Genomic DNA, 20,263 nt, shown 5'->3' on the forward strand with positions numbered 1-20,263 from the left:
ACTGGTACATCGGCGGGATGCTCGTGCGCCGCCGCTGACCCGCTCAGAGCCGATCGAGGATCTGCTGCAGCTGGGCGACCTCGGCCTGCTGCGTCGTCTCGATCGTCTTGGCGAGCTCCTTGGCCGCGGGACTGGACCCCTGGGCCTGCTCGGTCCTGGCCATCTCGATGGCCCCGTTGTGGTGGGCGATCATCTGCTGGGCGAACAGCCGGTCGAACGCCGCGCCCTTGGCCGCCTCGAGCTTCTTCAGGTCGTCCTCGCTCATCATCCCCGACATGCCGTGGCCCGCCATGTGTCCGGCCGACTCCGGCTTGCCCCAGTCCTTCAGCCAGCCCCGCAGGGTCCGGATCTCGGGATCCTGCGCGGCCTTGATCTTCACGGCCAGGTCCTTGACCTCCGCGCCGGACGCGCGGGTCCCGGCCAGCTCGGCCATCTCGACCGCCTGCTGGTGGTGCGGGATCATCATCTGCGCGAACATCACGTCCGCGTCGTTGAAGCCGGCGCCAGGCTGGGCGCCGGTCGGCGTCACGGCAGGGCTGCCGGTGGCGCTCATGCCGTGCCCGGCACCGGTCGTCGTCACGGCGGGGGCGCCGGTGGCGCTCATGCCGTGCCCGGCCGTCGCGCCGCCGCCGCACGCCGTCAGCGCCGCCAGGAATGCCGCTCCCGCGACCGCGGTCAGCGCGAGCCTGCGGATTCCGGATCGGTTGTCGTCCATACTGCTTGCCTTCTCTCGATCTCCGATGCGTTGGACCGTGCCGCGGACAGGGCCGGTCCGGCTGTCCGCGGAAGTGGCCGGCCTATACGCGGAGAACCGAGAGTTCGGCCAGGCGCACCGCCGTCTTCCTGGGCGGCGGCCTGGCCAACCGGTCCGGGCCCGGGAGGGAGACCGGCACGACGAGGAGGCGCCGTCCGGCGCTCCCCTTCACGGCGATGAGCCACAGCACCAGGAAGGGCGTCATGACGGCCAGACAGACCGCCGTCGGGTCGAGCCCGGGTGTGTCACCGCCCTGCGGCACCGCCTGGGGCGCCTGCCCGTGGTGCGGCATCGCGTGCTCGGAGATCGCGTGATCGGCGCTCACGTGGCCCAGCGAGTGCATGCAGGCGACGCCGAAGGCGAGCGCGACCACGACGAGCCAGCGCGGCAGCCTCGCGCCCGCTCCCTTGATCACAGCACTCCCCCGATCACACGTCCTATCCACTGTAGTAGATCGCGAACTCCAGAAAGGACAGCGTCGCGACTCGCACATCTCGTTAACTCAGTGTAGAAGTAATGCATACGTTCGGTGAGCTAGCGTCGTCAGCGTGACCTGGAGCCGCGCGCCACGGACGCCAGCTCGCCGAGCTTCCATCGTGCTCGGGCTGCTGGCGGTCACCGTCGTGCTGCACCTCCTGATGTGCGCCTTCGGCCCGCACGGTCACCACGCCGCCGCCGACGTTCACGCGACGGGCGCCACCACCTCTCACTCGCACCACCATGCTCCAGGCGGCCACGAACACACCGAGAGCTGCGACATGCCGGCCACCCAGCCGAGCCCAGGGCCCGGCCTCGCCGTACCGGCCGGCGCGCGGGTGGCCGCCGAGGAACTGACGGAGCTGCCCCCGTCGCGGCCGGACCAGCCGGCCGACGCCGCCAAGCCGAGCGGGGTCGCCATCCTCACCATGGTGTGCGTGACACGGGTGTAGCAGGCAGGCGTGTGCCCGGCACACGCCTGCCCGAGACATCCGTACGCACGCGTCATGGCAAGGACATTCATCATGGGAACCACCGAGAGGCGCCGGCTCTGCCGTGCGCCGAAACTGTCGAGCCTCGTCGGCGACACCCCCGTGCTGTGGGTGCCGGAACTCTGGGGCGACGGGAAGCGCGGCTTCTGGGCGAAGCTGGAGGGATGCAACCCCGGCGGCATCAAGGACCGCCCCGGGCTGTACATGATCGCGCAAGCGCGGTGCAGGGGAGCGCTCCGGCCGGGAGCCTCGATCATCGAGTCGACCAGCGGAACGCTCGGACTGGGACTGGCCCTGGCCGGGATCGTCTACCGCCACCCGGTCGTCCTGGTGACCGATCCCGGCATGGAGCCCGCCATGCATCGGCTGCTGCGCGCCTACGGCGCCCGCGTCGACACGGTGCCGGCGCCGCACCCCACCGGCGGCTGGCAGCAGGCACGGCGCGAGCGCGTGCGCGCGCTCCTCGAGGAGAACCCGGGCAGCCACTGCCCCGACCAGTATCACAACCCCGACAACGTCAGCGCCTACGACGACCTGGCCAGGGAACTCGCCCACCAGCTCGGCCGGATCGACGTGCTCGTCTGCAGCGTCGGCACCGGCGGTCACAGCGCGGGCGTCTATCGGACGCTTCGGCGGCTCTGCCCCGGCGTCCGCCTGGTCGGAGTCGACACTATCGGCTCGACGATCTTCGGTCAGCCCGCCCGGCAGCGGCTGATGCGCGGCCTGGGCAGCAGCATCCATCCGCGCAACGTCGCCTACGACAGCTTCAGCGAGATCCACTGGGTGGCACCCGACGAGGCGGTCTGGGCCTGCCGGCGCCTGGCGTCGGGGCACTACGCCAGCGGCGGCTGGAGCGTGGGCGCGGTGGCCCTGGTCTCCTCGTGGCTGGCCAGGACGCACCCCGACGGCACGCGGATCGCCGCGATCTTCCCCGACGGTCCGCACCGTTACGCCGACACGATCTACAACGACGCCTACTGTGACGACCACGGCCTGCTCTCCCGCAAGCCGGATCCCGAGCCGGACGAGGTCGGCCACCCGCTCGACACCGAAGTGCGGCGCTGGACCCGGTGCACGACCGTCATCGACCCGGTGGCGCCATGAGGTCGTTCACCAAGCCGATCAGGCTGCTGCTGGTCAACCAGCTCACCATCAACATCGGCTTCTACATGCTGATGCCGTACCTGGCCAACCATCTGGCCGGGGACCTCGGCCTGGCCGTCTGGCTCGTCGGGCTGATCCTCGGCGTGCGCAACCTCAGCCAGCAGGGCATGTTCCTGCTCGGCGGCAGCCTGGCCGACCGGCTGGGCTACAAGCCGATGATCCTGGCCGGGCTGGTCCTGCGCACCGCCGGATTCGCGCTGCTGGGCCTGGCCGAGGCGGTACCCGTGCTGATCATCGCCTCGGCGCTCACCGGACTGGCCGGCGCCCTGTTCAACCCCGCCGCGCGCGCCTACCTCGCCCACGAAGCGGGCGACAGCAAGGTGGCGGCGTTCGCCGCCTTCAACGTCTTCTACCAGGCCGGCATCCTGATCGGGCCGCTCATCGGGCTGCTTCTCCAGGGCGCGGGCTTCCGGCTGACGTGTCTGGTGGCTGCCGCGCTCTTCGCCCTCCTGGCCGTCGCGCAGGTCAGGGCCATGCCCGCGCGGGCCGGCCACCGTGACGGATCGATCCTGCACGGCTGGCGGCAGGTGCTCCGCAACCGCCCCCTGCTGCTGTTCTCCCTGGCCATGGCCGGCTCGTACGTCCTGAACTTCCAGGTCTATCTCGGCCTGCCGCTGGAGGTGCGGCGGCTCACGGGGGGCGAGGTCGGCGTCATGCTGCTGTTCGCCGTGTCCGGCGGGCTGGCCGTGGCGGGCCAGGTACGGCTGACCGCATGGATCAGAGCCCGATGGACGGCACGGCAGGCCATCGTGCGGGGTCTGACGCTCATGGGGGCGTCGTTCCTGCCGCTGGCCGTTCCGATGACACCGCCACCGGCTCTCGTGCTGGCTCCCGCGCTGCTCACCGCCGCCTTGCTGACCGTGGCCACGATGGTCGTCTATCCGTTCGAGATGGCGACGATCACGGAGCTGGGCGGCGACCGGCTGGTGGGGACCTCCTACGGGTTCTACAGCACGCTGTCCGGCATCGGCGTCGCGGTGGGCAACCTGCTCACCGGCGCGGCCCTCGACGCGAGCCGGTCGCTGGGTCTTCCCGCGCTGCCGTGGTGCGGCTTGGCCGTCGTGGGATGGGCGTGCGCGGCGGCCGTGCACCTGCAGGGCCGAGCCCCCGCCGGCCCCGCTGACCGCGATGACCGCGCCCCGGCAACCGGCCGCATCGCCCAAGCGTAGGACGGCCTCCGCCGGGACGGCCGCGGGCGTCATCGGCCGCGGCCGTCCCGGAGCCGGCCGGGGTGACGGCCCGTCCCCTACACGCTCTCTTCGGCCGGCTCCAGGCCGGCGAGAAGGTTGAAGGCGCCCGTCAGCAGGTTGAGGGTGACCAGGCCGACGATCTCCGCGATGATCCGGTCGCTCCAGCCGTGCGCCCGCAGCTCCGCCACGTCCTCGTCGGTCAGCGAGGACGGCTCGGCCAGCACGCGAACGGCCACGGCGATGAGTGCCGCCTCACGGGCGTCGACGGAGGTGCCCTGGCGGGCGAGCGCGATGTCCGCCTCGCTCAGGCCGGCCGCGCGACCGGCCTCGGCGTGCGCGTCGAGGCAGTAGGCGCAACCGATCCATTCCTGTACGGCCAGCGAGATCTTCTCGCTGAGCGGCCGCGGGAGCTTCGTCCGCTTCATGGCCTTGGAGAAGTCGAGGTATCCCTGCAGCAGCGCAGGTGAGTGGGCCATCGTGGACACCATCTGGCCCACTCCGCCCCTCCTGCCGATGATGTCGTTCAACAGCTCCCGGGACTTCTCGGGTGCGTCTGCCGGGTCCAGTGCCGTCAGGCGTCGCATGCGTCCTCCTCAACGTACGGTACCCCCCTACCGTATACCACGAAGGCCGGTCCGGACCTGGCCTCGACCCTGATGGGTGCGCCCCCCACGCCGGAACCCGCCAGGGCACGCGTGATCAACTTCTCCGGCCCAGGACCAGCCGCATCCAGCAGGGCTGAGGCGCGCGCTTGACGCAGTTCCTCCCCTTCGCCCACCGGCTGCTCACGCACGGCACGAGCCTGATCCAACTCGCTCTGGAGACGTTGCGGCTGCCCAGCCCGCTTCCTCCAACCGCCGGCGCAGCTCGGCGGCCCGCTCACGACTGGCGCGCACGCTGTTGTTCCTGGCGGCCGGGGACTGTCGGAGGAGCTCGCCGACCGCCGCACGATGGACCTCAGGTCGGATGCGCAGCGCAGCGCCCTGAAGAGAGCCGGTTCGTGGGCCCATGACGGCGCCCTCGCCACGGCCTGCGCCGGCAGGTCGTCTGCGGGAGCGGCCACACATCCGCCGTCAACTGCACGGCATCGGGGCTAGGCACCGCCGTAGAACGGGCCGTAGTAGCCGCCGATCCGCTCGCGGTAGTCCACGTCGTCGTGGCCCCTGTCGGGGTCGTACTCGGGAGCGTTCTTGATCTCCTCCTTGGTACGGTCGACGTAGATCTTCTGCTGTTCGGTGTCGATCCGGTCGATGGTGCCGGCGGGCAGCATGACCTTCTTACCGAAGATCCACAGCCCGGTGTCGACGATGAGGTAGGCCGAGCCGACCTGCTCGCTGGCCTCGTCGACCTTGCCGATCGAGCCGTCGGTCGCCTCGACCTTGTAGCCGACCAGGCCGGCGTCCGCGCTGTAGTTGGACGAGGGCCGATACTCCCAGATCCCGTACGTCATACGCGTCTCCATGCGTTTCAGTGGCAGATTGCGCCCCCGGACCGGCGCCACGGTGGGCCGGTCGCGGCACCTCTACCCGCACGGGATTGCGCAAATCTGCCGGTCACGGTGCTGGGATGACCAAGAGCGACAAACCGGTGCCCACCGTCAGGAGAGCTGAGAAACAGCTCCTAGACCTCCCGCGCGAGCAACTCCTTGAGCACGTTGTCGATGAACTTCGTGTCCACCGGGTTGAGCCCCCCTCCGGCGAAGTGCCCCCACGAGCCGGGAATGATCCGCAGCTCCGCAAGGGGCATGTGGGCGACCTCCCACTCGTTGTCCTCGGGCGGGAAGTAGAGATCCTGCTGGGCCGGCATGACGATCGCCGGTGTGCGGATGGCGGCGAGTGCCGCCTCGACGCCGCTGAAACCCGGGGTCTTGCCGATGTCGGCGTTCTGCCACGTCCACAGCATGGTAAGGAGATTGTTCGCGTCGCGCTTGAGGAACAACCCCTCCCAGAAGCCGACGAGGAAGTCCTCCAGAGAGCCGTAGCGGAGCGGCTCGCGCTCGTAGAGCTTCTCCCGGTAGAACTGCTGGGAGAAACCCCAGCCGGCGTAGACGCGGGCCATCGCCCGAAGTCCGACCCGCGGCTGCTCGCGGTACCAGCCGTTGTTCCACTCCGAGTCGGCGGTGAGCGCGGCCTTGACGCCCTCAAGGAAGACGATGTTGTGGATGCTGGTCTTCGCCGAGCCGCAGAAGGGGAGTATCCGACGGACCATTTCGGGGTAGCTGAGCGCCCACTGGTAGGTCTGCCCGGCCCCCATCGACCAGCCCGTGACGAGTTCCAGGCGCTCGATGCCGAACCGCTCGGTGATGAGACGGTGCTGGGCTCGGACGTTGTCGTACATCGTCACGTCCGGGAACCGTGCCCCGTCATGTGGCGGCGGGGTGTTGCTCGGCGACGACGAGAGCCCGTTGCCGAACATGTTGGGGATGACGATGAAATATCGCGATGGATCGAGTGCCATGCCCTCGCCGATGAGCCACTCGTTGTCGTAGTGCTGGCCCGAGTACCACGTCGGATAGACGATCGCGTTGCTCTTGTCAGCGTTGAGCTCGCCGTAGGTCTTGTAAGCCAGCTTGGCGTCGCGCAGTGTGGCGCCGCTCTGCAGTTGGATGTCGCCCTGTTCGAATAGGTCGTAGTCCATCGAGGTCTCCTTGCCGATCGTCGATCTCGGCACCTCATTCCTCCGCCGAGTTTCACCCTAATCCCGACGTCAGGGCGACCAGATGAGGGGGATCGTGGACAGCCGCCGACCGACCACCGACATCGCCGGTCCTGCGACCAGAAACGATCAATGGCCAGGCCACACCGCGAGCAGCCCGCAGTGGCCGGGAACGCCGGTAACGGCCGGGCAGCAGGCGCGACGTTCTCGTCGGACAACCGCGCGTGCTCTCCTGGCCGGGCGAATTCGACCTGGGCAATGCTGCGCGCCAGTCCCTTCCCGCCGTCGTTCGATGGGTTCCCGACGTCGGCTAACCAGCGGTGTGCTGGGCGTGCACTCCCGCGCTGCCGTCCATGGCTTGGAGCCGGTGGATTTCGGCGGCGGTGCTGCGTTCGGCCGTTCTCATGAATCGGACGACAGTGGCGAGCTCCGCGTCGTCGAAGTCGCCGAGGTCGTCTCGTGTGCGGGTGATCAGTCCCGAGTAGGCGGCACTGACCCGGTCGAGTCCTTCCTGGGTGGGCTCGATGAGCACTTTCCTGCGGTCGTGAGGGTCAGCCACCCGGCGGACGCAGCCTGCGGCGACGAGCCGGTCGATCATGCGTGAGGCCGATCCGGTGGTGAGGTTCACGTGCTTGGCCAGGATGCCCGGTGTCGTCGGGCCGTGACGGCCCAGTACGTGAAGGCATTGCACGTCGGTGTCGGTGACCCCCAGCCGCTCGGCGACCAGGCTGTTGAGCTGAACGACCAGGATCGCCCAGCTTGGCACCACGTCCTTCGTGACCTCGGCAAGTAGCGCTTCTCTGCCCGGTCCCGGCTCCGCCATCGTGGCACCCCTCCCCTTTATTTCGCTGCGTCGCGCAGTGAAGTTCGTGATACTTTTGCTGCGTGACGCAGCTACTGTGTTGCGCAGACATGCTATCCCATTGCCTCCTGACAAGGGAGTTCAGCCCAGCATGACCACCCCCACCCGCCGCCACGGCGACGGAGCTGCACCTGCGCTCTTCCTGACCGGCCGCACGGCGACCGTCGTCCTGGCCGCGGTCCTCACCGCGTCCTTCATGGAGCTCCTCGATGCCACGATCGTCAGCGTGGCGGCCCCGGCGATCGCCCAGGACCTCGGCGCCGGCCAGGCCGCACTGCAGTGGATGCTGGCCGGCTACACGCTCTCGGTCGGAGCGGGCCTGATCACCGGGGGCCGCATCGGTGACCTGTACGGGCGCCGCCGCGTCTTCCTGCTGGGGCTGGCCGCGTTCATGCTGGCCTCGGCCGGTTGCGGGCTGGCGCCGAGCCCCGGAGCGCTGGTCGGCATGCGCGTCGCGCAAGGCCTGGCCGGCGGCCTGATGATCCCGCAGGTGTTCGGCGTCATCCGCGCGTCATTCGAGCCCGGCGCACGCGCGAGGGCTCTGGGTGCCTACGGTGCCGTGCTCGGTCTGGCCTCGGTGGCCGGACCGCTGCTCGGCGGGCTTCTGGTCGAAGCCGACCTGTTCGGTCTGGGGTGGCGGGCGATCTTCTGGGTCAACGTGCCGATCGCGATCATCGCGCTGATCGTAGGGGCCCGAGCCATGCCCGAATCCCGCTCGCCGGGCCGTACCCGGCTGGACCTGACGGGGGCGGTGTTCTTCGGAGCGCTCGGTTCCTTCTTCCTGCTGCTGTCCCTCTACCTCCAGCTCGGCGCCGGACGTACCGCCCTCGAAACCGGGCTGGTCATCCTGCCGTACGCCGTCGGTTCGATCATCACCTCCGGGATCGGCGTCCGGTTCGCCCACCGTGCCGGTCGAGCCCTTCTCGTCTACGGCGCGCTGCTCCTGGCCGCGTCCCAGGTCGTACTGCTCCTCATCGTCGGCGATGGCGGCGAACCCTCTTCCTGGGAGTTGGCCATGCCCCTGTTCATGGGAGGTCTGGGGCTGGGTCTCACCGCCCCGTCCCTGATCAACGTCGTTCTCGCCGGCGTGCCCGCCCAGGACGCCGGAGCCGCGGGCGGTGTCCTCACCACCATCACGCAGATCGGCAACGCGCTCGGCGTCGCCGTCCTCGGCGTCGTGTTCTTCGCCCGGTTGGACGGCTCCCTGCGCGACGGAGCCTCCGGTCTCGTCGCGTACGGCGACGCCCTCGCCACGATCCTGCCCTGGCAGATCGCCTGCTACGCCGCCGCGGCCGCGCTCATGTTCCTCCTCCCCAAGAACACCCACACGTGACGCCTGCCGCACCCTCCGATCCAGACCACCCCCAAGGAGACTCCATGACCGACGCGCCCCGTGCCACCGTCGACCCGTTCGCCGTCACCGTCCGCGGGATCGGCGAACCCCATCCCGCCCGCGCCGCCCTGCGCGCCGCCGGTCCCATCGTCCGGGCCGACGCCCCGGCCGGCGGCCCGGCATGGATCATCACCGACGATGTCCTCGCCCGGGAGGCCCTCGTCCACCCGCACATCGTGAAAGACACCGCCTACGCGCCGGCGCACTGGGACCCGCGAACCGCGGGACTGGAGCCGACCGCAGCCGCGCAGCCGTCGCTGACCACCTTCGACGGCCCGGCGCACGCGCGGCTGCGCCGGGCGCACGCTCCCCTCTTCACCGCCCGGCGGATGCAGGACTACGCCGGACGGATCACGAGCTTCGCCCGCGAACAGCTCACCGCACTCGCCGCAACCGGTGAGACGGTCGACCTGATGGCCGACTTCACCACCCGGTTCCCCCTCACCGTGGTCTGCGACGTGCTCGGCGTACCCCTCGACCGGATCGACCAGGCCATCGCGGCCTGCCGGGGCATGCACAGCGCCGACCCCCGCGAGGTGAGCGCGGCCATGGCCGCCTTCGGGCAACTGGCCGCCGCGGCACTCGACGAGGGCCGGCACGGCCTGGCCGCCGAGCTGCGCGAACGGGTCCCCGAAGAGCTCACCGAGGCCCAGATGCACTACCTGATCTTCACGCTGATCTACGCCGGTCAGCTCACCACCGACCCGTCGCTGGGATTCCTTCTCGCTCACGTCTTCGACGGCGACGGCGTCCCAGGGGAGGAGGTCACGATCGAGGATTTCGTCCGGGAGACGCTGCGCCGCCACGCGCCGGCGCCCTTCAGCCTCTGGCGGTTCACCGCCGCCGACATCGAGCTCGCCGGGGTACGGCTGCCCGCCCGATCCCCGGTGCTCATCGACATCCAGGGCATCAACACCCATCCCGGCCGGTCGATCGGACCGGACCTGACCTTCGGCGCCGGCCCCCACTACTGCACCGGCGCCCAACTGGCCCAACTCGAGCTGAGCGCGATCGTCGCGGTCGTACGGGCCGACTTCCCCAGCGCACGCCTCGCGGTGCCGCTCGCCGAACTCCAGCAGACCGACCTCGGCGGCATCCAGGGAAGCCGGTTGACCGCTCTCCCGGTGAACCTACGGGGGTGATAACCCTTCGACAGTTGTAGCCGGCCGGCGGCCGTGGCCTGGTGGCGTCGGCGTCTCCCTCGCCCCCCGGCGATCTTGACCAGGGCCATCGAGGCTGCCGGGTGGGCGCGTAAGCCGCGGTCACGGGGTCAAGGTGCGGAGCGCGTCGTGGAGGTCGGCCGCGCTCTGGTAACCGATCGCGGGCTTCTCCTGCAGCGCTCTGTCGATGACGGCGGCCAGTGCTTTGGGTACGCCTGGGTCCCTGCGGCGGATCGCCACCGGCGGTGACTGCAGGACGATCTGCCACGGATCCCTTCCTGCGGGGAAATCCCTCGGGTACTGGCCGGTCAGGGCGTGGTAGAGACAGGCGGCGAGCGCCCAGACGTCGACGGCGGGCGAGGCGTTGCGGAAGTTGACGACCTGCTGGCGGGGCATGTACCAGGGCTTGCCCGCGGCCGTTCCCGTCCTGGTCAGCCCGCTCAGTCCGGCTTGGTCGAAGGCTTTGGCGAGGCCGAAGTCGCCCACTTTCGCCGCAAGGGTGCCGTCGGCCTCCTTACTCAGCAGGATGTTCTGTGGACTGAGATCGCGGTGGACGATGCCCTGTTCGTGCGCGTGTCTTACGCCTTCCAGTGCCTGCAGTGCCAGGCTGACGGCCTCCGTGGCGGGGAGTCGCCCGCCCCTGCGGTTCAGGAGCTGGTCGAGGCTGCCTCCCGCGCAGAACTCCGTGGTGAAGTAGAACGTGCCGTCTGCTGATCCGGCGTCGTACAGGGCGGCGACGTTCGGGTGTCGCAGCGCCCTGGTGAGTTGCACTTCGCGCAGGAATCGGGCGTGCGCCTCGGCGCCGGCCGCCACCCTCGGCAGCATCACCTTCAGTGCCACTTCCTCGCCTGTGCTCTCGTGGCGGGCGAGGAACACCGCGCCCATCCCGCCTCGGCCGAGTTCGCGAAGGATCGTGTACCCGGCGATGGAGGCGAGGTCGCGGCGCCCGCCGCGCGCGAGGTTCAGCAGCATCGCGGCCACTTCCGCCGGTTTGGCCTGGCAGGCGGCGCAGACGTACGCACCGGAGCGGGCGCCGACCTCGCTGCCCACCTCCCTGTCGCAGACCTTGCACCTGGCCAGCTCCAGCGTGCGCTTCACCACGCCCTCGGCGGGCAGGATGCCGACCCTGAAGACCGTCTCGCCGATCCTGATCTCATCGCCGTCGGCCAGGTCGTACTCGGGGAACGACAGCGCTGCTCCTTCCTCGGGCGTCTGGTGCGCCTCGCGCTGGCCGATCTTCTTTCCGTTGACGTAGGTTCCGTTGAGGCTGCCGAAGTCGCGGATGCGCGCGTCGGGCGGGTTGAGGTCGAGCAGGCAGTGATGCCGGGAGACGGTGCTGTGGTCCTTGTCGTTCGGCAACTGCGGCTCACAGTCGTCGGCGCGGCCGAGCACGCAGGTGGTCCGCTCGTCGAACACGTAGTCGGTCGTGGCGAGCGCGCCCTTGACCAGCTTCAACGTGACGGTGGCCGGCCGCGTCATCGCCGTTTCCATATCCTGCTCCACATCGCGCCTCGGTGTTCGGCCGTGTCCGCTGGTTCGCGTGCGGCCAGTTCCCAGTCGAGCTCCCAGCGCTGGACGGTCCCGCCGCCCGCGGACAGGACGAAGCTGCCGTCGGGGGCGAACGCGAGCCCGCTTATCCGCCTGTGGTGTCCGTCCAGGGCACGCAGCATCTGCCCGCTCTGGACATCCCAGACCCTGAGGACGGAGTCGCCGTCAGCCGAGAGCACGAAGCGCCCGTCGCTGCTGAGCCTGGCTTCCATGGCATAGCCCGGGTGCTCGAGAACTCGCACGCACGCCCCCGACGCGACGTCCCACAACCGGATGCACCTGTCGCCGCTCGACACCACGTAACGCCCGTCGGTGCTCATGGACACCGACCTCACCCGGTCCTCGTGCCCCTCCAGGACGCGTAACCGCCGTTGCCTTCGGAGATTCCACAGCGTGATCTTCGTGCTTCGACCGGTTGTCACGGCGACGCGTTCGTCAGGGCTGACCCAGATCGAGTCCGCCATGTCACATTTCTCGACGGCCCGCAGGAGGCGGCCTTCGGCCAGGTCCCAGAACTGCAGCCTGTCATTGACGGCGGCCACCGCTTTCCGGCCGCCGTCGTAGAACCGCGCCGAGTGCGCGCTGTGAGTGGCCGCGAACAGAACATGCAGGCACTTACCGGTCCCCGCGTCCCACAGCCGGAGCTTGCCATCGTGCCCTGCCGCCAGCACTCGTCGGCCGTCGGCGCTCAGGGCGAGGTCGTTCAACGCGCTCGCAGGGCCTTCAAGGACGCGCACGCAGGCTCCGCTGGCGGCGTCCCAGAGCCGGGCGGCCCCGTCGCCGCCGTCAGTGACCGCGATCTTGCCGTCGGCGGAGAGTGCGACGGAGTACCCGGCGAAGGTCGTCGTCGGCCAGACCCCCCGCAGGCCGATACGGACCGTGTGCCGGCCCAGCGCCCGCCAGGCGGTGAGCACCTGAGCCGCTCGCTCGTGACCAGGGATCGCCCTTGCCCGGGTGAGCAGGTCGAGCGCGCGCGAGTACCGGGAGGCAGCGATCTCCTGCTCCGCCTCGGAGACCAGGGCCTCGACCTCGGTGGCGAGCCGGCTCAGTTCCTCGTGCCGCCGCGGCTTGCTCAGCTGCGGTGTGGCGCTCCAATCGAGGGGGAGGCCCCACGTGCGGGCCGCGTTGTCCTGGCCCGCGGAGACCGCGGAGCGGCCGTCCACGCTCAGCCGTACGGCACGCACAGCGGAGCGGTGCCCACGGAAGGTCCGCAGACAACGCCCGTCGGCGACATCCCAGAGGCGGACGGTCTTGTCCATCGAGCCGGAGAGCACGAAACGCGCGTCTGCGCTCAGTGACAGGGTCTCCACCTCGGAGGGTGCCTTCATGGTCCGCAGGCAGCGGCCGGTGCGGAGGTCCCACAAGCTGATCGTGGCGTCCTTGGCGCCGATGACCGCGAAACGGCCCTCCAGGTCAAGGCAACTGGCGCTGACCGTCGGAGTGTCGGCGGCGCGGATCGTCCGGTGGCGGCCTGAGCTCAGATCCCAGAGCCGGACTTCGCCTGTGGTCTTGCCGGTGGAGAGCAGGAAGCCCTCGTCGGCGGTCAGTTCGATCGAGCGCACGCCGCCTGCGAGCCCTGCGAGGGTCCGCCTGATCTTTCCGCCATGGACGTCCAAGACCTGGATCGGCCCGTCCGCGTTCGACACCAGCACCGTGCTCGCGTCGGCGTTCAGCGCGACAGGATTGGTCGCGTATCCGAACCGGGGCGGCGGTTCGAGTGGGAACGCGCGCACGCAGCGGCCTGTCCCGAGATCCCACAGCCGCAGGGTTTCGTCCTTGCCCGTGGAGGCGGCGAAGCGTCCGTCAGAGGTGAGAGCGACCGAGCACAGCTCTCCGCGGTGCGCCCTGATCTCCCGTAGGCACTCCCCGCTGCGCAGGTCCCATAACTTCGCCATGCCGTCGCGGCCACCGGTCAGCAGCAGCCGACCGTCGGGGGTGAGGCTGGTGAGAATGTAAGGGCCCATCCTGTACGGCCCGTCAGGTTCGGTCAGCTCGTCATCCCGGTACAGCGCCCACGGGATCGCTCTGGCCTCGACGCAGCGCGCGTCGGTGAGTCGTCCTGACTGGACGGTCCGCATGGCCGCCTGGACCTCGGGCTCGTCACCGATCTCTTCGAGAAGCGCGCGGGCGGCGGTGAGGTCGCCGCGCTCGAGCTGTACCTGGGCGAGCAGGTGGCGGGCCTGCCAGGGGTCCCCGGCATCGGCGCGGATCGCTTCGAGCCCGGTGACGAGCTCTTCGTCGGTGATCTCGCCGTGGCGCCACTGGTGCAGGCCGGCGTTGTAGGTGGCCTCCAGGTGCTGCGGGTCCGCCGCCAGCGCCGCTGTGAACGTCTCCCGAGCCTCGGTCGTGCGGTCGAGGTCGAGCAGCGACACTCCCTTGTTGTTGAGCTCGCCGGCCCGCAGATCGGCCGCCACAGGCGTGGCACGTGGATAGAGGCCACCCGCGATCCGCTGGTAGATCCCGGCCAGGCTGGCGGCGACCTCGGCCATCGTGCCCGGCCGATCCGCGGGGTCGAAGCTCAGACACCGCTCAAGCAGGTCGGCGAGTTCACCCGGCATGGCAGGAAGCCCGGCTGCGCCCGGTCCTTCGGTGCGGTAGGCCGCGAGCGCCTCCCCCGCGATCGGCCCCGCCATCCAGCTGATCCCGCCGGTGAACATCTCCAGCACCGACACCGCGAAGCTGTAGATGTCGGTACGCCTGCCCAGCGCCTCGCCAGAGGCCTGTTCAGGCGAGGCGTAGGCACGGGTCAGGCCACCGGAAGGGACCAGCACGCTGACGCCGGGCGCGCTGTCGCGTGTGGGCGTCGTCGTGGCGACGGCGCGAGCCCTGGCCAGCCCGAAGTCGGTGACCTTCGCGGTGCCCTCTTCATCGAGCAGGACGTTCGCGGGCTTCATGTCCTGGTGCACCAGGCCACGGCTGTGCGCATGCTCAAGGCCCCACGCGGTCTGGATCGCGAAATCCGTGATGCGGGTGAGCACCTCACGTTCCGTACCCTCGTACAGCCTGCGGTCGTCGATCCAGTCACGCAGGCTGCCGCCCGCGACGTACTCCGCGAACACGCGAGGAATGCCGCCGAGCGTGCGAACGTAGTGGCAGGCGCACACGTTCGGGTGCAGCCCCAGCGACACCCACACCTCGGCCTCGGTGACGAACCGCTCCTTGTCGGCTGCGTCGCGGAACAGCTCGGAGCGGGGGCATTTCACCGCGAGATCGGCGCCCCACAGCAGGTGCCGGACCCGGTACACCAGCCCCATCCCGCCGTGCTCATGTACGCGGGTCACCTCGTACCGGCCGTCGATGACATCACCGACCCGCCAAGGCTCGCTCATGGACCCCGCCGCGTCATCCACCCGCATCACCCTAGCCAATGTCCGTACGGGGATATCGGCACTGATGGCGCAAAATTTCACGGCACTGGAAGCTCCAGTGACACTTCGCGATCACGGGTCGGATCGGCGCTGGTAGTGGCCGCCGCCGCCCGGCCGTCCAGCGCCACACCCCCGTGCCTCGCACGGGAACCCGGTCCGATGCCGAGACCCGCCGCCGGCCCGCCACCCGGGCGGGCGGCGTTGATCGCCGGCGGTCACAGCTCGCCCCGGCGCCAGGCCTCGGCCTCGGCTCGCAGCGCCTTCTCGTCCGGCGCCGGCGGTCGCGCCCGGTCGACCCAGCGCAGCAGGAGCCGGGCGAGCTGCCCCACGTTCTCCGGCCGCGCCGATCCGTGGACGGCGAAGTAGGTGATGATCGGGCCGGTGAGGGGATCGTCCGCGTCGCAGCGGGCGCACAGGAGCACGTCGCTGTGGCCCCGGACCGGGTTTCCCGATGTGTTCGTCCAGGCGTGGGGGCGGCGCAGGACGGCGAGGACGCTGTCGGCGCGGCATCGGGGGCACGGCCAGTCGCCCATCACGCGTGGCCGATCGCGTTGGCCCCGAGCAGCGCCTTGACGTCGCCGTAGAACGCCGGTTCCGGTGCGACCCGGAAGGGCTGCAGGTCCATCAGCACGCTGGTGGTCCCGTGGCGGTGCACGCGCACGTGGACGGGAGCCCGGCCGGGATGGGCGGTCAGGATGTGCCTGAACTCCCGGACCAGCCGCGGGTTCAGCTGAGCCTCGTGGACCGAGATCACCACGGGAGGCTCGGTGTCGGCCTGGGAGACGTCGAGGAGCTTGACCTCCTCGCCGTAGACGCTCACCGTCTCGTCGCGTACGTTGATCCGTCCCCGCACGGAGATCACGCGGTCCTGGGCCAGTGCTTCGCCGTACAGGGTGTAGGTCTTGGGGAAGATGAGGCATTCCACGGCGGCGTCGTGGTCCTCGAGGGTGACGATCGCCCACGGGCTGCCCTGCTTGGTGACCTTGCGCTGCAGGCCGGAGACGATGCCGCTGACGCGGCACACGCCGTCCTGCCGTCCGGAGGCCAGGAGGTCGGCGATGGTGGTGTCGCGGTTGGCGTCCAGGACGCGTTCGGCGCCGTCGAGCGGGTGGCTGGAGACGTAGAGGCCGAGCATCTCGCGTTCGAAGGCGAGCAGGGTGGCCTTGTCCCACTCTCCCTCGGGGATCGCGATCGAGAAGGCGCCGCTCTCGCCCGGTTGCCCGAACAGCGATTCCTGGCCGCGGGCCGCGTTCCGCTTGACGTCGATGACCGCGTCGACGGCCTGCTCGTGGACCGCGACCAGGGCCTTGCGATGATGCCGCAGGCTGTCGAAGGCGCCGGCCTTGGCCAGCGACTCGATGACGCGCTTGTTGCAGACGGCGGACGGGACCTTGGCGAGGAAGTCGTTGAAGTCGGTGAAGTGGCCGGCGGCTTCCCGGGTGGCGACGATGGCGTCCACGACACCGGCTCCGACGTTGCGCACGGCGCCCAGCCCGAAGCGGATGTCGGAGCCGACGGCGGCGAAGTCGAGCCGGCTGGCGTTGACGTCGGGGGGCAGCACCCTGATACCCAGGCGCCGGCTGTCGGCCAGGTAGACGGCCATCTTGTCCTTGTCGTCGCCGACCGAGGTGAGCAGCGCGGCGAGGTACTCGCTGGGGTGGTTGGCCTTGAGGTAGGCGGTCCAGTAGGAGACCAGCCCGTAGCCGGCGGTGTGCGACTTGTTGAAGCCGTAGCCGCTGAAGGGGACCAGGACGTCCCAGACCGCCGTGATCGCCTCCTCGGCGAAGCCGCGCTCGCGCATACCGGTGGAGAAGCGGTCCCATTCGGCGTCCAGGACCTCCTTCTTCTTCTTGCCCATGGCGCGGCGCAGCATGTCGGCGGCGCCGAGGGAGTACCCGGCCAGTTGCTGGGCGATGGCCATGACCTGCTCCTGGAAGACGACCAGATGGTAGGTGTCGCCCAGGATGGGCTCGAGGACCTCCCCGAGCTCGGGGTGGATCGGCTCGACCGGCTGCCTGCCGGTCTTGCGCAGCGCGTAGTTGGTGTGGGCGTTCATCTCCATCGGGCCGGGCCGGTACAGCGCGTTCACCGCGGCGATGTCGGTGAACGTGGTGGGCTGCATCAGTCTCAGCAGCACCCGCATGCCGCCGCTGTCCAGTTGGAAGACGCCGAGCGTGTCACCGCGGGCCAGCAGTTCGTACGTCCTGGCGTCGTCGAGCGGGACGTCGAAGATGTCGATGTCGATGCCCTTGTTGGCGCGGACGCCCGCGATGGCGTCGCCGATCACGGTGAGGTTGCGCAGGCCGAGGAAGTCCATCTTCAGCAGGCCCATGTCCTCGGCCTGGGTGAACGGGAAACCGGTGATGACCGGGCCGTCGGCCTTGGGCCTGGCCAGCGGGATCACGTCGATCAGCGGCTCGCTGGACAGGATCACGCCCGCGGCGTGGATGCCGGTGCCGCGGGTGAGGCCCTCGATGCCGACCGCGGTGTCGATCACCTGCTTGACGTCGGGGTCCTGCTCGTACATCTGGCGCAGCTCGGCCGCCTCGCCGTGGCGCGCGTGGTGCTCGTCGTGGATGGCGGCCAGCGGGATCTCCTTGCCGCCGACCGCCGCAGGGAACGCCTTGGTGATGCGATCGCCCAGGGCGTACGGCAGGCCCAGCACGCGGCAGGAGTCCTTGATGGCGGCTTTGGCCTTGATGGTGCCGAAGGTGACGATCTGGCAGACCCGGTCGTCGCCGTACTTGCGGGTGACGTAGTCGATCATCTCGTCGCGCCGCCGGTCGTCGAAGTCGAGATCGACGTCCGGCATGGAGACGCGCTCGGGGTTGAGGAAACGCTCGAAGATCAGCTTGTGCTCGATCGGGTCGAGCTGGGTGATCCCCGTGCAGTAGGCGACGAGTGACCCGGTCGCCGAGCCGCGGCCCGGGCCCAGGCCGATGCCGTTCTCCCGGGCGTACCGGCAGATGTCGGCCACCACCAGGAAGTAGCCGGGGAAGCCCATGGTGTCGATGACCGACAGCTCGTAGTCGATGCGGTCGAGCACCTCCTGCGGCGGGTGCCCGCCGTAGCGGCGCCGCGCTCCCCGCAGGGTCTCCTTGCGCAGCCAGCTGGACTCGCTCTCGCCCTCGGGGACGGGGAAGCGCGGCGTCAGGTCCCGATGGGCGAACACCTCGTCGTAGTCGCCGATCCGCTCGGCGACCAGCAGGGTGTTGTCGCAGGCGCCCGGCACCTCAGCGTCCCACAGCGCGCGCATCTGCTCGGGGGACTTGACGAAGTAGCCGCTGCCGCCGAAGCGGAAGCGGCCGGCGTCGGTGAGCCGCTTGCCGGTGCCGACGCACAGCAGCACGTCGTGCGCCTGGGCCTGGTCCTCGGTGACGTAGTGCGAGTCGTTGGTGGCCAGGGGCGGCAGGTCGAGCTCCTTGCCGAGCCTGAGCAGGTCGTCGCGGACCCGGCGCTCGATGGGGAGGCCGTGGTCCATCAACTCCAGGAAGTAGTTGTCCGGGCCGAAGATGTCGCGACAGCGGGCGGCGGCCTCGACGGCCTGGCTGTACTGGCCGAGCCGCAGCCGGGTCTGCACCTGGCCGGACGGGCAGCCGGTCGTGGCGATGAGGCCCTGGCTGTGCTCGGCGAGCAGCTCATCGTCCATGCGCGGATATTTCTGGACGTGTCCTTCCAGCCAGGCGCGGGACTGCAGGCGGAACAGGTTGCGCAGGCCCCGGGCATCGGCCGCCCACATCGTCATGTGGGTGTACAGGCCGCGCCCGGAGACGTCACCGCCCTCGCCGGTCTCGTCGTCGGAGCGGCGCAGCGCCAGGTTGTCGCTGTAGAACACCGGCTGCCGCTGGTGCCGAGAGGCGGGCGCGACGTAGCTCTCGATGCCGATGATCGGCTTGATCCCCACCCGGCGAGCCGTTCGGTAGAACTCGTACGCGCCGTGCACGTTGCCGTGGTCGCTCATCGCCACGGCCGGCATCCCCTGCCGGGAGACGTCGTCCATCAGCAGGCCGACCTTGGCGGCGCCGTCGAGCATGCTGTACTCGGTGTGCACGTGGAGATGGACGAATGACCTCACCGAAGACCACGCCTCCCAGTTGTAGGCTCGGCTGCGAACCCGAGCATTCGACCCGAGAGCAGGCCCGGTTGTCCAACAATCGACACGCCGATATGCCACAACCATCGGTTGTCGAGCGAGGCGGGGCGGACCTCGATCTCGGCACGGTCCGCGCCTTCGTCGCCGTCACCGAGGACCGGTCCTTCAGCGAGGCCGCGGCCCGGCTGGGCATCAGCCAGCAGGCCGTCTCCAAGCGGATCGCGAAGCTGGAGTCCGACCTCGGTGTGCGGCTGTTCTTCCGGTCACGCAACGGGGCCGACCTCACCGAGGACGGCAGGACGTTCCTGCATCACGCGCGCGCCCTCGTCGGCATCGCCGACCAGGCACTCGAGGTGCTACGCGGCCGGCGCCGGTCGCTCCGGGTCGACGTGCTGGACACCCGGCTCGGGTCCATCGACCTGATCCGGGCCTTCCACCAGACCGCCGAGGACGTCGACATCGACGTCGTCACCTCCAACGGGCTGCGATCGGCGCGCGGCGCGCTCGCCCGCGGGTCCGTCGACGCCGCCTTCGCCCGCGTCAGCGGGACGCTGGAGGAGGACCTCCGGTACGTCCCGGCCTACCTGGAACCGTTGCACCTGCTGGTGGGCCGCGACCATCCCCTCGCCGAGCGGCGGGACGTGACGATGGAACAGCTGTCGGGATCGACCGTGTGGATGCCCGGCAACGTCCCGGACAGCGAGTGGGCCGAGTTCTACCGCTTCCTCGGCGCCGCGTTCGACATCCGGATCGACGCCTCGGGGCCGGACTTCGGCTGGGAGTACTTCGTGGAGGAGATCGGCGCCGGCGAGCGCATCGGGTTTGTGGGGAAGCTGTGCCGGCTCCCCTGGCATCCGCGCACCGTCCAGGTCCCGATCGTCGAGCCCGTGCCCGTGTACCCGTGCTCGCTGCTGTGCCACCGGCAGAACCATCACCCGGTCCTGGCCCGGCTCATCCGCTTCGTCGAGGCCACCTTCCGGCCGTTCGACCCGCGGCACCAGTGGCTGCCGGACCCCGACCGCGCCGTCATCGCCGCCGGCCCAGGACCGCGCTAGCCGGCGCCTGGGCCTGATCGCCAAGCATCCGGAGTGGCAGACGGCCCTGTCCG

At 70.0% G+C, this 20,263-nt stretch carries 16 protein-coding genes; 6 read left to right on the forward strand and 10 right to left on the reverse strand.

The genetic code is table 11. The features are described 5' to 3' along the window. Positions 1 to 43: 43 nt before the first annotated feature. Together ACWEVS_RS41645 and ACWEVS_RS41650 are read right to left on the reverse strand one after the other, a co-directional pair. On the reverse strand, positions 44 to 715 hold the full coding sequence (locus tag ACWEVS_RS41645; RefSeq protein ID WP_452556376.1) for a DUF305 domain-containing protein: 672 nt from the start codon (positions 713 to 715) through the stop codon (positions 44 to 46). A gap of 82 nt (positions 716 to 797) precedes the next feature. Then, positions 798 to 1,169, reverse strand: a complete 372-nt coding sequence (locus tag ACWEVS_RS41650) for a hypothetical protein (RefSeq protein WP_452556378.1) — start codon at positions 1,167 to 1,169, stop codon at positions 798 to 800. Between the two features lie 133 nt (positions 1,170 to 1,302). Here ACWEVS_RS41650 and ACWEVS_RS41655 point away from each other — a divergent pair, with 133 nt between their 5' ends. The 3 genes from ACWEVS_RS41655 to ACWEVS_RS41665 all read left to right on the forward strand — a co-directional run bounded on the left by ACWEVS_RS41655 (position 1,303) and on the right by ACWEVS_RS41665 (position 4,055). Next, positions 1,303 to 1,683 (forward strand): hypothetical protein, encoded by a 381-nt coding sequence (locus ACWEVS_RS41655; RefSeq protein WP_452556380.1) that lies wholly within the window; start codon positions 1,303 to 1,305, stop codon positions 1,681 to 1,683. Between the two features lie 72 nt (positions 1,684 to 1,755). Then, positions 1,756 to 2,826: a PLP-dependent cysteine synthase family protein gene (locus tag ACWEVS_RS41660; RefSeq protein WP_449930331.1), complete on the forward strand. Its 1,071-nt coding sequence runs from the start codon at positions 1,756 to 1,758 to the stop codon at positions 2,824 to 2,826. Continuing rightward, positions 2,823 to 4,055: an MFS transporter gene (locus tag ACWEVS_RS41665; protein ID WP_452556382.1), complete on the forward strand. Its 1,233-nt coding sequence runs from the start codon at positions 2,823 to 2,825 to the stop codon at positions 4,053 to 4,055. The genes ACWEVS_RS41660 and ACWEVS_RS41665 overlap by 4 nt, the downstream gene beginning before the upstream one ends. 77 nt (positions 4,056 to 4,132) lie before the next feature. Here the strand turns inward: ACWEVS_RS41665 and ACWEVS_RS41670 are convergent, their stop codons facing one another. From ACWEVS_RS41670 to ACWEVS_RS41685, 4 genes are all read right to left on the reverse strand, one after another. Next, positions 4,133 to 4,660 (reverse strand): carboxymuconolactone decarboxylase family protein, encoded by a 528-nt coding sequence (locus tag ACWEVS_RS41670; RefSeq protein WP_449930327.1) that lies wholly within the window; start codon positions 4,658 to 4,660, stop codon positions 4,133 to 4,135. Between the two features lie 509 nt (positions 4,661 to 5,169). Then, complete coding sequence (locus ACWEVS_RS41675) at positions 5,170 to 5,526, reverse strand: PRC-barrel domain-containing protein (RefSeq protein WP_449930325.1); 357 nt, start codon at positions 5,524 to 5,526, stop codon at positions 5,170 to 5,172. A 170-nt stretch (positions 5,527 to 5,696) separates the two neighbouring features. Continuing rightward, on the reverse strand, positions 5,697 to 6,713 hold the full coding sequence (locus ACWEVS_RS41680; protein WP_449930323.1) for an alpha/beta fold hydrolase: 1,017 nt from the start codon (positions 6,711 to 6,713) through the stop codon (positions 5,697 to 5,699). 328 nt (positions 6,714 to 7,041) lie between these two features. Beyond that, positions 7,042 to 7,554, reverse strand: coding sequence for a MarR family winged helix-turn-helix transcriptional regulator (locus tag ACWEVS_RS41685; protein ID WP_452556384.1), 513 nt, complete (start codon positions 7,552 to 7,554; stop codon positions 7,042 to 7,044). A 130-nt stretch (positions 7,555 to 7,684) separates the two neighbouring features. On the opposite strand from ACWEVS_RS41685, the gene ACWEVS_RS41690 reads away from it, so the two are divergent. Beyond that, positions 7,685 to 8,926 (forward strand): MFS transporter, encoded by a 1,242-nt coding sequence (locus tag ACWEVS_RS41690; RefSeq protein WP_452556386.1) that lies wholly within the window; start codon positions 7,685 to 7,687, stop codon positions 8,924 to 8,926. 44 nt (positions 8,927 to 8,970) lie between these two features. Beyond that, positions 8,971 to 10,128 carry a cytochrome P450 gene (locus ACWEVS_RS41695; RefSeq protein WP_452556388.1) on the forward strand — a complete coding sequence of 386 codons (1,158 nt, stop codon included), beginning with the start codon at positions 8,971 to 8,973 and terminating at the stop codon, positions 10,126 to 10,128. A gap of 120 nt (positions 10,129 to 10,248) precedes the next feature. Here ACWEVS_RS41695 and ACWEVS_RS41700 read toward each other — a convergent pair whose 3' ends face one another. The 4 genes from ACWEVS_RS41700 to dnaE form a co-directional block, all read right to left on the reverse strand. Then, a complete protein-coding gene (locus tag ACWEVS_RS41700) occupies positions 10,249 to 11,637 on the reverse strand; it encodes a protein kinase domain-containing protein (RefSeq protein ID WP_452556390.1) in 1,389 nt (462 codons plus the stop codon). Next, positions 11,622 to 15,023: a protein kinase domain-containing protein gene (locus ACWEVS_RS41705; protein WP_452556392.1), complete on the reverse strand. Its 3,402-nt coding sequence runs from the start codon at positions 15,021 to 15,023 to the stop codon at positions 11,622 to 11,624. Before ACWEVS_RS41705 ends, ACWEVS_RS41700 begins: the two co-directional genes overlap by 16 nt. Positions 15,024 to 15,277: 254 nt before the next feature. Then, on the reverse strand, positions 15,278 to 15,595 hold the full coding sequence (locus ACWEVS_RS41710) for a DUF6300 family protein (RefSeq protein ID WP_449930311.1): 318 nt from the start codon (positions 15,593 to 15,595) through the stop codon (positions 15,278 to 15,280). After that, positions 15,595 to 19,137, reverse strand: a complete 3,543-nt coding sequence (dnaE, locus tag ACWEVS_RS41715) for a DNA polymerase III subunit alpha (protein ID WP_452556394.1) — start codon at positions 19,135 to 19,137, stop codon at positions 15,595 to 15,597. Before dnaE ends, ACWEVS_RS41710 begins: the two co-directional genes overlap by 1 nt. Before the next feature lie 92 nt (positions 19,138 to 19,229). Here dnaE and ACWEVS_RS41720 point away from each other — a divergent pair, with 92 nt between their 5' ends. Beyond that, positions 19,230 to 20,210, forward strand: a complete 981-nt coding sequence (locus ACWEVS_RS41720; RefSeq protein ID WP_452556396.1) for a LysR family transcriptional regulator — start codon at positions 19,230 to 19,232, stop codon at positions 20,208 to 20,210. Positions 20,211 to 20,263: the final 53 nt, after the last annotated feature.

The organism is Nonomuraea sp. NPDC003754 (genome assembly GCF_053605785.1).

What these genes read in the sequence shown, in the direction of transcription:
- ACWEVS_RS41660 (WP_449930331.1), top strand. Translation starts at nt 1,756, where the DNA reads ATGGGAACCACCGAGAGGCGCCGGCTCTGCCGTGCGCCGAAACTGTCG.
- ACWEVS_RS41675 (WP_449930325.1), bottom strand. Translation starts at nt 5,526, where the DNA reads ATGACGTACGGGATCTGGGAGTATCGGCCCTCGTCCAACTACAGCGCG.
- ACWEVS_RS41680 (WP_449930323.1), bottom strand. Translation starts at nt 6,713, where the DNA reads ATGGACTACGACCTATTCGAACAGGGCGACATCCAACTGCAGAGCGGC.
- ACWEVS_RS41720 (WP_452556396.1), top strand. Translation starts at nt 19,230, where the DNA reads ATGCCACAACCATCGGTTGTCGAGCGAGGCGGGGCGGACCTCGATCTC.
- ACWEVS_RS41690 (WP_452556386.1), top strand. Translation starts at nt 7,685, where the DNA reads ATGACCACCCCCACCCGCCGCCACGGCGACGGAGCTGCACCTGCGCTC.
- ACWEVS_RS41710 (WP_449930311.1), bottom strand. Translation starts at nt 15,595, where the DNA reads ATGGGCGACTGGCCGTGCCCCCGATGCCGCGCCGACAGCGTCCTCGCC.
- ACWEVS_RS41645 (WP_452556376.1), bottom strand. Translation starts at nt 715, where the DNA reads ATGGACGACAACCGATCCGGAATCCGCAGGCTCGCGCTGACCGCGGTC.
- ACWEVS_RS41700 (WP_452556390.1), bottom strand. Translation starts at nt 11,637, where the DNA reads ATGGAAACGGCGATGACGCGGCCGGCCACCGTCACGTTGAAGCTGGTC.
- ACWEVS_RS41665 (WP_452556382.1), top strand. Translation starts at nt 2,823, where the DNA reads ATGAGGTCGTTCACCAAGCCGATCAGGCTGCTGCTGGTCAACCAGCTC.
- ACWEVS_RS41705 (WP_452556392.1), bottom strand. Translation starts at nt 15,023, where the DNA reads ATGAGCGAGCCTTGGCGGGTCGGTGATGTCATCGACGGCCGGTACGAG.
- ACWEVS_RS41670 (WP_449930327.1), bottom strand. Translation starts at nt 4,660, where the DNA reads ATGCGACGCCTGACGGCACTGGACCCGGCAGACGCACCCGAGAAGTCC.
- ACWEVS_RS41695 (WP_452556388.1), top strand. Translation starts at nt 8,971, where the DNA reads ATGACCGACGCGCCCCGTGCCACCGTCGACCCGTTCGCCGTCACCGTC.
- ACWEVS_RS41685 (WP_452556384.1), bottom strand. Translation starts at nt 7,554, where the DNA reads ATGGCGGAGCCGGGACCGGGCAGAGAAGCGCTACTTGCCGAGGTCACG.